The sequence below is a fragment of the Cognatishimia sp. genome, assembly GCF_049116455.1.
Taxonomy (GTDB): domain Bacteria; phylum Pseudomonadota; class Alphaproteobacteria; order Rhodobacterales; family Rhodobacteraceae; genus Cognatishimia.
Genome location: NZ_JAGDYW010000003.1, coordinates 229,344 through 240,991, shown reverse-complemented (window position 1 = coordinate 240,991; position 11,648 = coordinate 229,344). Strand labels below are relative to the sequence as shown.

Sequence of the window (11,648 nt, the reverse complement as noted above, 5' to 3'; positions counted from 1 at the left end):
TTTGCCACAAAATCCAGTGGCTTTGTTGCTTTTCCCTTCGCAAGCAAGGGCATAGAACTGGGGGCAGATACATTCATGCCCAAAATCTGGGCCGCACTGGGAGAAAACTCATGCTTAATAACATTGGCTTGCCGGGTCTGCTGCTGATCGCTGTTGTCGTTCTGGTTCTATTTGGCCGGGGCAAAATCTCGTCTTTGATGGGCGAAGTTGGCAAGGGCATCACCGCTTTTAAAAAGGGCGTTGATGACGGCAAGAAAGAGATCGAAGAAGGCGAAGCGGAAGTGGCTGAAGTGGCCAAAGACGTCACTCCTGAAGACGAAAAAGACAAGGTCTAACAGATGTTTGACCTCGGTTGGACCGAACTTCTGGTCATTGGCATCGTGGCCCTGATCGTGATCGGGCCAAAGGACTTGCCCGTGATGTTCCAGCAGGTGGGTCGTTTTGTTGGCAAGGCGCGCGGTATGGCACGGGAGTTTTCCTACGCCATGAACCAAGCTGCTGATGAGGCTGGTGTCAAAGACGCCACTTCTGGCTTCAAAAGCGCGACCGATGGGCTGAATTCCATCGCCAACCCTTTGAAATCGGCGACGGATTCCGTGAAGGAATCGGTCAGAGAAGATACAGATTTCAACTTGGACTTGAACAGCGACTCCCTGAGCGAAGACCGTTCAGAAGCTGCTAAGAAAATCCAAGAGGCGACGGCGCAAAAGGCACAAGCCAAACTAGCGGCTGCAGATGCAGCTGAGAAGGCGAAGGATGCGGAATGAGCTCCTCTGACGAAATCGAAGACAGCTCTGCACCGCTGATTGAACATCTGGCAGAGCTGCGCACGCGGCTGATCCATTCGGTCGGGGCCTTTGTCGTTGGCTTGGTGATCTGCTTTACAGTAGCGACACCCTTGTTCAACTTCTTAACCGCACCGCTGTGCCAAGTATTGGGCGAAAGAGGGCAGGATTGCGATCTGATCTTTATCAGCCCTCAAGAAGGCTTCTTTGTTGCCATTAAGATCTCGCTTCTGGGCGGCTTTATTCTGGCTTTCCCTTACATTGGCCTGCAGATGTGGCGCTTTGTGGCCCCGGGGCTTTACAAAAACGAACGTGGAGCCTTTCTGCCGTTTCTGATCGCTTCGCCGTTCATGTTCTTTCTGGGCGCATCCTTTGCCTTCTACGTTGTCACCCCGCTGGCCTATGATTTCTTCTTAGGATTCCAGCAGTTTGGCAATGAAGGCGAGGCTGTTGTCGGTGAAGAGGTTGCCCAAGGCCTGTCCGTGGTCTTCCAAGGTTCGGCGCAGGAATACCTGAACTTGACGATCAAATTCATCGTCGCCTTTGGCCTTTGCTTCCAGCTCCCTGTTCTATTGACCCTGATGGGCAAGGCCGGCCTTGTGAGCGCCGAAGGCCTGGGCAACATGCGCAAATACGCTGTGGTGGGCATTCTGGTCTTAGCCGCGCTAGTAACGCCGCCTGACGTCATCACTCAGGTGATCTTGTTTGTTGTGGTCTATGGCCTCTATGAGATTTCGATCATGCTTGTGCGTCGCGTTGAAACCAAGCGCGAAGAAAAGTTGCGCGCTGAAGGTTACTATGACGACGAGGAAGACTTTGACCTCGAAGAAGAACACGACACAGATGGCAAGGCCGATGGCAAATAAGACCTTAAAACGCATTGCAGAGGCGCTGGAGCGGATGGCTCCGGCGCCTTTGCCTTCTCCAGATTTTGAAGCAGCAGAGGCCTTTGTTTGGCATGTCGAACCAGAGCGTTTGGAACCCGTGCCAAATGTCAGCCATGTGGGCATTGATCTACTGGTCGGCGTGAACCGCTCTCGTGACACATTGCTGGCCAATACCATTCAGTTTGCCAAGGGGATGCCTGCCAACAACGCGCTCTTATGGGGTGCACGTGGCATGGGAAAATCCTCTCTGGTCAAAGCGGTACATGCAGAGATCCTGCGCCAAGGCTTGCCACTGAAAATCATTGAGTTGCAGCGCGAAGACCTGCCAAGCGTGTCTCGGCTGCTTAATCACCTGCGCGACCGAGAAGAACGTTTTGTGCTCTTTTGCGATGATTTGTCGTTCTCTCATGACGACCAGCACTACAAAAGCCTAAAGGCGGTGCTGGATGGCGGTATCGAGGGAAGGCCTGAAAACGTGGTGTTCTATGCGACCTCAAATCGTCGCCATCTGATGCCACGTGACATGATTGAAAATGAGCGCGGTTCAGCCATCAACCCGTCTGAAGCGGTGGAAGAAAAGGTCTCGCTGTCGGACCGCTTTGGTCTTTGGCTGGGCTTTCATCCCTGTTCTCAGGATGAGTATCTCGAAATGATCCGCGGATACTGCGCCACCTATGGCGTTGAAATCGATGAAGGAACCCTTTGGGCTGAAGCCATTGAGTGGCAGGCGACCCGAGGCAGCCGGTCAGGGCGTGTGGCCTGGCAATATTTCACAGACTTGGCAGGGCGCCGAGGTGTGCAAATCAAATAACCAGATACAAAAAAGGGGCCTGTTACGGCCCCTTATTCTTTTTGCCATCCAGTCCTAGGGGCAAAGCCCCTCAAACATTATTGCAGGAATGGCATCGGATCGATGCTGTCAAAGCCCTTACGTACTTCAAAGTGCACGAAATTATCCTTGGCAGGGATCTGCGCGATTTTCGCGTTGCGTTTGACCTTCGCTCCTTTGGCCACGGAAATCGTATCAACGTTGTAGTAGACCGTCATGATGTTATCGGCGTGGCGTACGACCAGGATTTTCACACCATCCGCATCGGTGGTAATGGCTGCCACAGTGCCATCGGCTGCTGCCACGACAGGCGTGCCGGCGGAGGCTGACATATCAATCCCGTTGTTTTTGCCTTTGGCATACGTGCGAATTATTTTGCCATTCACAGGGAAGGACATTTTTGCGCCGGAGTTCACAGGTTTGGTTTGAGTCTTGGAAAGATCCTGTGCCGCAGGTTTTTCAACCTGTGTCGATGGTTTTTCATCCGGCAATGGCGTTGCAGCACTTGGTGGAACCGGGGTGGGGCTGCCTTGACCCGGCGCGCTTGTTTCCGAACGGGCCTGTGGGCGCGGGCTTTCTGATGGGGCAGAGGGCTGCGCTGGCGGGATCAACAGGATTTGGTTTTCACGGATGGTGAAATCCTTGCCCAGACCGTTCCATTCAGCCAGCGAGCGCACCGAAACGTTGTGCAGACGCGAAATCGTAAAGGCGGTCTCGCCGCGCTGCACTTTGTGGCGCACAGGTTCGTATCCGATCTGCGTATCTTCTGTCACCTGAACAGGGGCAGCATCCAATGTATCGGTTTCAACCGCAGGGGCCGCATTGTCGATGGCAGATCCGGCCAGCGAAGCAATATCGACATTGGTTGGTGAAACTACCTGACCGGCCGCTGGTTCTGACACGCGGGACGGCAGGGCTATAATCTCACCTTCACGCAGCGGATCATTGGTTTTCACAGCGTTATAACTTGCTAGCGTCGCCGCATCGATGCCGACCCGGTTGGCGACGTCTGACACAGTATCACCACGGCGAGCCACAGCCACCTGATAATTTGGATAAGAGATAATGCCACGCGCATCAGGCGTTGGACGTTCTGCCGTAGCGCCAACAGCTGCTTCAGACGTGTCTAGGCGCTGGCCAAACATGTCGCGCAGATCCAGATCAACTGGGCCACTACAGGCCGACATGACGGCAAAGGCGGAAACAGCCAGAACTAATCGGGCCTTTGTATCTTTGGCTGGGTTTTGGGCCAGGTGTCGCAGCGAAGCTGTCATCTCGATATCCTCGTAGAACCCTGTTTATTAAGGTGCCTCTTTGGCGGCAGGGTTTCTTTACGTATAAACTTTACCGGACTTAGATGATCTTCGCGGCCCGGTCACATGAACTGGCGTCTTATAGGCAAATAACTGCCTAATTGTCACGTGCCATCCCTTCCAGTAGCGGCACAAAGCGCACCGGACGGATTTCGTCATATTCAAACCCATCCTCAGAACGCGTGACTTTGATCATGGATTGCACCGCATCGGATTGTCCGACGGGGACCACCATGATGCCGCCCACTTTGAGCTGAGCCAGCAACGGCCCCGGAGCATCCTCAGCAGCGGCAGTTACAATGATGCGATCAAAGGGTGCTTGGTCCGGCAGACCAAAGCTGCCGTCCGCAGCAAAGGCGGTGACATTGGCCAGATCCAGCTCTTGGAAAATCTTTTGCGCACCAGCCACGAGGCGGCGGTGACGATCCACGGTATACACGCGACGCGCCAGTTGGCTGAGAATGGCGGCTTGATAGCCAGAGCCCGTGCCAACCTCCAAAACCTTATCGCGTGGCGAAACATTCAGCGCTTGGGTCATCAGACCCACAACAGACGGCTGACTGATTGTCTGACCGCAGGGAATGGGCAGGGGGGTGTCCTCATAGGCGCGATCTGCAAACAGACCTTTTACAAACAGCCCGCGATCGATCTTTTCCATGGCCGAGAGCACAGACATATCCGTGACACCCTTGCTGCGCAGGGCGAACATGAATTGCATTTTGCGTTCTGCGAGGGAGTCCGTCATTCGATCTCTTTCAAAGCCTCAAGCGCATCATAGGCCGTCAGATCTGCCCGCATAGGGGTGACGGAAATATATCCGTCAAGGTTGGCATTTGAATCACTGCCTTGGCCGGCATCCGCCCGTTGATCACCACCTGTTACCCAAAGAAAACGACGTCGAGCAGGGCTGGTTTCGGCTTTGACCCCAAAGTTCACATCCTGACGACGCCCCTGCGTGACAACCTTGATGCCTTTGACGTCGACAGCTGGCACGGGTGGGAAGTTCACATTGTAGAATAGGCGATAGGGCTGATCATCGGGCATGTTTGCCGCTAGGATTTTGCGCACCACGGCAACGCCATGGGCCGCACTTGCTTCAAACGGATCGTCCAAATCTGCATTGTCAGGCCCGTAGAATTGCGACAGCGCGATTGCCGGCACACCTTGAAGTGCAGCCTCCATCGCAGCACCAATGGTGCCGGAATAGACCGTGTTCTCAGCAGAGTTATTGCCCTTGTTCACACCGGATAAAACCAGATCAGGGCGTGCCCCTTCAAAGACATCGTAGATGCCCGCCAGCACACAATCCGCCGGACTGCCTTCAGCGGCATAGCGTCGGTCGCCCATCTGGCTGATCATGGTGGGATGCGTGTAGCTGATGCAATGGCCTACGCCGGATTGCTCGAAAGCCGGGGCAACGGTCCAGACTTCGCCCTCGGGGCCCGCAATTTCGGTGGCTATCCTGTGCAGTACCTCAAGACCCGGAGCGTTGATGCCATCGTCATTGGTGATCAAAATGCGCATGCTTCGGCCTCGGGATATGTCTGCGTTTCTCCCTCTCTATGCGAGAGGGACCAGTGCAGCAAGCATCAGAATGAAAGTTCGCCAATTCCCGGTCGCATTAGGGATTAAACGGCAAGTTCTTTCAGCAGACGCGCGGCTTCATCATGAGGATTTGCAAGCGCTTCGCGCGGCTCACCCGGGAAGAAACGCGCACGGGTGCCAGTTGGCATCGGCTGTGGCGCAAGCACGTGCACCTTTGGGCCGGTGGTTGCAGTTTCGGCCTGCCAGCTTTTCGCCAAAGCGATCTGCGCGGCTTTTGTGGCCCCATAGGAGCCAAAGAACTTCTCACCAGCCTGCGGATCGTCAAAGAAGATCGCCTGACCTGTTGTGCCCAACAGCGGAGACAAAAATGGGATCAACTGACCGGTCGCGGTGACGTTGCTGGCCACGGATTTAGTCCAGTCTTTGGCGTCGATATGATCTGCAGGTGTCAAAGGCGCACCATGTACAGCCGCATGCACCCAAAGGTCGATCTTGCCCCAGCGATCGTAAACCGACCGGCAAAGCTGCGCCATGGCGTCAACATTAGTGATGTCCATCGGGGCCAAAGTGGCTTGACCACCTTTGGCTTTGATCTTGTCATCAAGATCTTCAAGCCCACCTACCGTGCGCCCAACGGCGACGATATGATAATCCGGTGCCAATGCTTCGGCAAAAGCAAAACCAAGGCCGCGCGATGCGCCTGTGACGAGTGCGATTTTATCAGTCATGGGGTGGGTTTGATCCCTTGTGCGCGATTGGTCAAGGTCATTCCGGCAGCCTGAATGACGCAGGCTACCGAAGAATTGTCATTTAGCCCTGAAATGGCAGAGAAGAGTGGTGCAGCACAATGCGCAGAGTGCCTGCTTCGTCTTTCTTGTAGCCGAAAGTCTTGTCGACCTTAGTGACGTTGCCGTCTTTGTCGGTGAAGGTCACCCAGCCCATCCACATAGCCACGTCGCCTTCGACAAAGGTTGCAGCCGTGTCAAAGACCACGGTGCGCCAGTTTTTGATGCCGAAGCCGCCGTCCTTTGGGTATTCCGCATCGTGCCCCACGAAATAAGACAGCGCGCCTTTGCGAGTGGTGCGGAAGGTTTGTTCGCCACCGGCGAGGGTAGGTTTGAAGAGCACCGGGCCAAGGTTATAGCCGTAGGCCGCATCCAGAGCACCTTCGGCCACTGCACGCGCGCCATCGATGCCATCAGCTTCGTAAGCTTTAGAAACGGCAACCAATGCGTCGCCCCAGATTTTACCAGCTGCTGTGATTTCTGCTTCGGTGATCGACATGTTGTGATCCTTTGTCATGTGTAAGCGCGTTGTTCCGGCGCGGTTTTAGCGGCTGAGGGGACAAGCGTCGATGAAAAACGTGCCTGTTGTGCCTACACTTCGATGCAACGAAGCGTCACATTCTGTGAAATACACTATTCGGCGTTATGTAATCGCTCCAAAGCTGCTTCACAGGCCCCAAGCTCGAGCCATTGGCAATTCTGGCACAGTGTTGAAAGCGACCCCGGCTGCACATTTGCCTTGATGCGTTTCAGGGCCTCGCCCCAGGAAATACAGTCACCATCTCGCAGGCCCAAAGCCTTGGCGTGGCGCTCATCGAGCTGTTTGATCGTGTTGATCTTCACGCAGCCCAGACCGCGGCGTTCCGGGCAGGGGGTGCAGATGCTATCGGCGACAAAGGTCACGGTGATCTTGGTGTTTTCACCGCCTGCTTCGCGCAAACGCCCATCGACGATGTCGCTCATATTGGCGGTGAAAGCTGAGGAATACCCCGCGCCCTGAAAGCCCAGCGAACACAGAAAGTGATGCGGGCGATATCGTATGGGGGCGCCGCGGCCGGTCATTTAGGCGGTCGCTGCCATCTTTTTCCCAGATGGCATGTCTTTGATTTTCGCGCTCACGCGTGTGCTTTGTTCTAGCTGATCCAGATAGTTTTCGGACACCGAGCCGGTGATGTACTCGCCGTTAAAGCAAGAACAGTCAAATTGCTCAATCTCTGGGTTGCCTTCTTTGGCAGCCCAAATCAAATCTTCCAGATGTTGATAGACCAAGGCGTCGCAACCCAGCTCTTCGCGGATCTCTTCAATGTCGCGGCCATTGGCAATCAACTCGTGCTTGGTCGGCATGTCGATGCCATACACATTCGGGTATTTTACCGGTGGAGAAGCACTTGCGACATAGACCTTCTTGGCACCGGCTTCGCGACACATTTGAACGATCTTTTTGATCGTGTTGCCGCGTACGATGGAGTCGTCAATCAGCAGCACGTTCTTGTCTTTGAATTCCAGTGAAACAGCGTTCAGTTTGCGACGCACGGATTTCTGGCGCTCTTCTTGGCCCGGCATGATGAAGGTCCGGCCCACGTAGCGGTTTTTCACGAGGCCCTCGCGATAGCGGATGCCTGTGGCGTTAGAGACTTCCAGGGCAACAGGGCGCGCTGAATCAGGTACAGGAATGATGCTGTCGATTTCCAGATCCAGATCTTGGATTTGCTTTGCCAAAGTTTGGCCCATGCGGATCTGTGATTTGTAGACAGAAATCCCATCCAGCAGCGTATCGGGACGCGCCAAATAGACATATTCAAAGATGCAAGGTGTCAGCTTGCCTTCAGCGGCCTGATACGTGTGCATATTGCCATCCAGATCAATCAGGATCGCTTCGCCAGGTTTTACGTCGCGCAGTTTTTCAAATCCGTTGATGCCAAAGGCAACATCTTCAGAGGCAAAGGCATAGTCGTCGCCTTCACCTTCGGCTTCGCGTTTTGCAACAGAAAGCGGGCGAATGCCATGTGGGTCACGGAAGGCCAACATGCCCACACCTGCGACCATGGTGATCACGGAATAGGCGCCTTGGATGCGCTCCATCATCATTTTTACGCCAGCAAACAGATTGCGGATTGGCTCGTTGTTGCCATTCACTTTGATCGCGTCTGCCACTTTGTCGGCCAGGACGTTCAGCATGATTTCGGAATCAGATGTTGTGCGCAGATGACGGCTGTATTTGCCAGTAACCTTAGAGCGCTGCTCTTCGGTGTTGGTGATGTTTCCGTTGTGCACGAGATAGATGCCGTACGGTGCGTTCACAAAGAATGGTTGCGCTTCGGCGGCAGACAATGAGCCAGCAGTTGGGTAACGCACATGGCCGATGCCCACTTTGCCCAGCAGAGTTTCCGCCTCGGCGGCATCAAAAACGTCTTTCACCAGGCCATTGGCTTTCTTCTCGCGGAAGAATTCACCGTTGTAGGTCACCATGCCAGAGGCGTCTTGGCCCCGGTGTTGCAGCATCAGCAAGCCGTCGTAGAGTTCCGCAAAGACGTGGCTGTTGCGATTAGAGATGCCTAGAATGCCGCACATGCGCTGGCTCCAATGTCGTGAGGTGTTGGTCGTTCAAAAGGTGATGCCACCATGCCATCCGATGTCTCGTCATCAGACAATAAAAAACACCTGCGCGGATCGGGCAGGTGTGAAGGCAGATGTGCAGATGCAATAGGGGCGATCTTGCGAGTATGAGGTTTCGGCGTCCAATAGCCATAGGCCGCGTTCATCTTATGAGGATGCGACAGACCCGCAGAATCGCGCACGGACAAAAGCCCGATCGTGGCGCTGGCTGTGGTCTGCTGGCTTGGCAAGGAGCTTACTCCGAATCCATTCATCTCGCTGGGCACCTCTTAGAGGGTTGGGCCGCATATGTCACGAAACTAACACATTCGTTTTCAAGCAGGTTAACAAAAGCGACAGGCCACATCACAAAAGCAATAAAAAACGGGGTACTCAGCGCGAGTACCCCGTTTCAATTTCAACCAATTTTCGGTCTTTGTGATCTAGGCGCTGTCTTACTGACCGCAGTTTCCAACAAGCTGTTCGTATTGACCGGTGATCCAGCCCAAAGCAGCAGTTGGGTTGCGATCTTCGATTTGGCCAGTGACACGGGCAAAGACTGCCGCGGAACGGCTGTCATCCACCATGGCAATGTCTTGGCTTGTCACGACGGTTTCGTAGACAAAGAAGGCGACGGCCACCAACAGGATGCCGCGCAGCACGCCAAAAAGGAACCCAAGGCCCTGATCCAAGCCGCCGAGGGCTGAGCGTTGCACCAAAGACGAAAAGAGCGGGGTAAAAAAGGATACCAGCACCAGCGCGCCTGCAAATACGGCACCGGCTGCTGCGATCATCGCCAGTTCACAACTGTCTGCAAGGAATTCGCCAACGACCGGGATCTCTTTCACAAGAGGTTCGACCTGAGGTGCAAACATGAAGGCCAGAACCGCCGCAGCGACCCATCCTAGAATGGCCATGCCTTCGCGCACCAGTCCTCGCGAATATGCCAGCAGTGCCGACAGGATGATGACGCCCGCCACAACGGCGTCGATGATGGTGAAACCTTCCATGGTTTTCTATCCCTCTGTCCCAAGTCGCCGTGGCCCTTAGCCTGCGCCGAATGTGTCCCCTACGAATTGCGTCAAATCTGCCAATTGGTTGAGCGCCATGCCTGCCACGCTCGGAGATTTGCCACCTTTCGGAGCTATTGCAGACGTGAAACCAAGTTTTTGAGCTTCTTTCAACCTGTTTTCTGTCTGACTGACCGGTCTGAGGGCACCGGAGAGGGAAATTTCGCCGAAAACGACAGTGTCAGCGGGGATACTCGCGTCTTCCCGCGCAGATAGTAGCGCGGCGGCAACAGCTAAATCAGCGGCAGGTTCATTGATTTTCATGCCACCGGCGACGTTTAGGTAGACATCAAGCCCTGTGAATGGGATGCCGCAGCGCGCCTCTAGGACGGCAAGGATCATCGCAAGGCGGCTGTTGTCCCAGCCGACAACGGCGCGACGAGGCTGCGCGTGGGGGCTTGGAGCCACAAGCGCCTGCAACTCGACCAAAACCGGCCGTGTACCTTCAATGCCTGCAAAAACAACAGAGCCGGGGGCGGGGGTGCCACGCTCTGACAGGAATAGAGCTGATGGGTTGGTCACCTCTGCAAGACCGCGGCCTGTCATTTCAAAGACGCCAATTTCATCTGCCGCGCCAAACCGGTTTTTCACTGCGCGCAAGACGCGGAACTGATGACCACGCTCGCCTTCAAAGTAAAGCACCGTGTCGACCATATGTTCGACCACACGCGGACCTGCGATTTGGCCGTCTTTGGTCACATGTCCCACAATGACAATCGCGATGTTCTTGCGTTTGGCGAATGACACCAACTCATGTGCTGCAGCACGGACCTGACTGACCGATCCCGGCGCAGAACCGACGTTATCCGACCACATGGTCTGGATTGAATCGATAATAGCCAATTGCGGCTTCTCTTGATCCAGAGTTGTTAGGATATCACGCAGGTTGGTTTCAGCCGCCAATTGCACAGGTGCATCCGTTAAATCCAGACGCTGTGCGCGCATGCGCACCTGAGCAGAGGCCTCTTCGCCTGAGACATAGATGGTTTTCAAACCTTGGCGGGCAAATTGTGCAGCGGCTTGCAGAAGAAGCGTGGATTTACCAATGCCCGGATCGCCGCCCACAAGGATAGCAGAGGCGGGGACCAAGCCGCCGCCAAGGACGCGATCAAGTTCAGCCAGACCGGATAGGCTACGCGGAGGTGGTGATTCCTCGGTACGCAGATCGGTCAGGTGCACCGATTTACCTTTGGAATTACCAAGCGTCGCCTTGGTTGGTCCCGCTGAAATACCTGTGTCTTCGCTGATTGTATTCCATTCGCCACAGCCATCGCAGCGCCCGGACCATTTGTTAAAGACCGACCCGCAGGCCGAACATGAGAATGAGGTTTTTGCCTTTGCCATGTTCTCGTTTTACCCCAATTTTGAATGGGGTCAATGAAAGACCTTAAGAAAGGCGTTTTGTCAGGTGGCTGATTGCAAGCGAGGCGAGGATGCAACCGCTGAACAAATAAAGCCCCCAAGCGGTTTCTACAGTGGCCAATCCAACGCCTTTTACGATCACCACATAAAGCGCGATCAGAAACACATCGGCCATGGCCAATTTTCCCATGACCTCAAAGAAGGGCTTCGCGCGATCAGTTAATCTTCCAAAATGGATCATTGCGATGCCAACGGTCTTGGCCATCGGCGCAACCAATGCAAAGACCGTGATGAGTAGGGCCAACAGGATATCGCTTTGAAAAAGCTCGATGAGGCCGGAGATAACGGAAATCTCTGACAGGCCAAAAATTGGTAAGATCCCGGCGCGCATCAACGGGGCGAACCAGCTGATCGGAAACAAGATCAGCAGGGCAAGGTTCAGATAACGTAGCATTGGATCTCCGGCATGCTTTATTG

15 protein-coding genes are annotated in these 11,648 nt (G+C 54.6%); 4 read left to right on the top strand and 11 right to left on the bottom strand.

From position 1 onward, the window contains the following. Positions 1-110 precede the first annotated feature (110 nt). From JXQ85_RS06065 to JXQ85_RS06050, 4 genes are read left to right on the top strand one after another with little or no spacing between them, the layout of a single operon-like run. Positions 111-335 (top strand): twin-arginine translocase TatA/TatE family subunit, encoded by a 225-nt coding sequence (locus tag JXQ85_RS06065; RefSeq protein WP_421747989.1) that lies wholly within the window; start codon positions 111-113, stop codon positions 333-335. Between the two features lie 3 nt (positions 336-338). After that, positions 339-767 (top strand): Sec-independent protein translocase protein TatB, encoded by a 429-nt coding sequence (gene tatB / locus JXQ85_RS06060; RefSeq protein WP_421747988.1) that lies wholly within the window; start codon positions 339-341, stop codon positions 765-767. After that, positions 764-1,651 carry a twin-arginine translocase subunit TatC gene (gene tatC / locus JXQ85_RS06055; RefSeq protein WP_421747987.1) on the top strand — a complete coding sequence of 296 codons (888 nt, stop codon included), beginning with the start codon at positions 764-766 and terminating at the stop codon, positions 1,649-1,651. Before tatB ends, tatC begins: the two co-directional genes overlap by 4 nt. Beyond that, positions 1,641-2,483, top strand: coding sequence for an ATP-binding protein (locus tag JXQ85_RS06050; protein WP_421747986.1), 843 nt, complete (start codon positions 1,641-1,643; stop codon positions 2,481-2,483). The genes tatC and JXQ85_RS06050 overlap by 11 nt, the downstream gene beginning before the upstream one ends. A 77-nt stretch (positions 2,484-2,560) precedes the next feature. On the opposite strand, the gene JXQ85_RS06045 is transcribed toward JXQ85_RS06050, so the two are convergent. From JXQ85_RS06045 to JXQ85_RS05995, 11 genes are all read right to left on the bottom strand, one after another. Then, a complete protein-coding gene (locus JXQ85_RS06045) occupies positions 2,561-3,775 on the bottom strand; it encodes a peptidoglycan DD-metalloendopeptidase family protein (RefSeq protein WP_421747985.1) in 1,215 nt (404 codons plus the stop codon). Between the two features lie 136 nt (positions 3,776-3,911). Next, on the bottom strand, positions 3,912-4,559 hold the full coding sequence (locus JXQ85_RS06040; protein WP_421747984.1) for a protein-L-isoaspartate(D-aspartate) O-methyltransferase: 648 nt from the start codon (positions 4,557-4,559) through the stop codon (positions 3,912-3,914). Continuing rightward, on the bottom strand, positions 4,556-5,338 hold the full coding sequence (gene surE, locus JXQ85_RS06035) for a 5'/3'-nucleotidase SurE (protein ID WP_421747983.1): 783 nt from the start codon (positions 5,336-5,338) through the stop codon (positions 4,556-4,558). Before surE ends, JXQ85_RS06040 begins: the two co-directional genes overlap by 4 nt. A gap of 104 nt (positions 5,339-5,442) precedes the next feature. Further along, entirely contained in the window at positions 5,443-6,087 is a 645-nt protein-coding gene (locus JXQ85_RS06030; protein WP_421747982.1) for an SDR family NAD(P)-dependent oxidoreductase, read from the bottom strand. Between the two features lie 82 nt (positions 6,088-6,169). Next, positions 6,170-6,661: a phosphoribosyl-AMP cyclohydrolase gene (locus tag JXQ85_RS06025; RefSeq protein ID WP_421747981.1), complete on the bottom strand. Its 492-nt coding sequence runs from the start codon at positions 6,659-6,661 to the stop codon at positions 6,170-6,172. A 116-nt stretch (positions 6,662-6,777) separates the two neighbouring features. Continuing rightward, positions 6,778-7,206 (bottom strand): DUF1284 domain-containing protein, encoded by a 429-nt coding sequence (locus tag JXQ85_RS06020; RefSeq protein WP_421747980.1) that lies wholly within the window; start codon positions 7,204-7,206, stop codon positions 6,778-6,780. Next, positions 7,207-8,715, bottom strand: a complete 1,509-nt coding sequence (gene purF / locus JXQ85_RS06015; RefSeq protein ID WP_421747979.1) for an amidophosphoribosyltransferase — start codon at positions 8,713-8,715, stop codon at positions 7,207-7,209. Further along, the gene (locus tag JXQ85_RS06010) at positions 8,700-9,014 is read right to left on the bottom strand and encodes a hypothetical protein (RefSeq protein WP_421747978.1); all 315 of its coding nucleotides are present in this window, start codon (positions 9,012-9,014) and stop codon (positions 8,700-8,702) included. Before JXQ85_RS06010 ends, purF begins: the two co-directional genes overlap by 16 nt. 180 nt (positions 9,015-9,194) lie before the next feature. Next, on the bottom strand, positions 9,195-9,749 hold the full coding sequence (locus JXQ85_RS06005) for a CvpA family protein (protein WP_421747977.1): 555 nt from the start codon (positions 9,747-9,749) through the stop codon (positions 9,195-9,197). 36 nt (positions 9,750-9,785) lie between these two features. Continuing rightward, on the bottom strand, positions 9,786-11,153 hold the full coding sequence (gene radA / locus JXQ85_RS06000; RefSeq protein WP_421747976.1) for a DNA repair protein RadA: 1,368 nt from the start codon (positions 11,151-11,153) through the stop codon (positions 9,786-9,788). A gap of 43 nt (positions 11,154-11,196) precedes the next feature. Next, complete coding sequence (locus JXQ85_RS05995) at positions 11,197-11,625, bottom strand: paraquat-inducible protein A (protein ID WP_421747975.1); 429 nt, start codon at positions 11,623-11,625, stop codon at positions 11,197-11,199. Between the last annotated feature and the right edge of the window lie 23 nt (positions 11,626-11,648).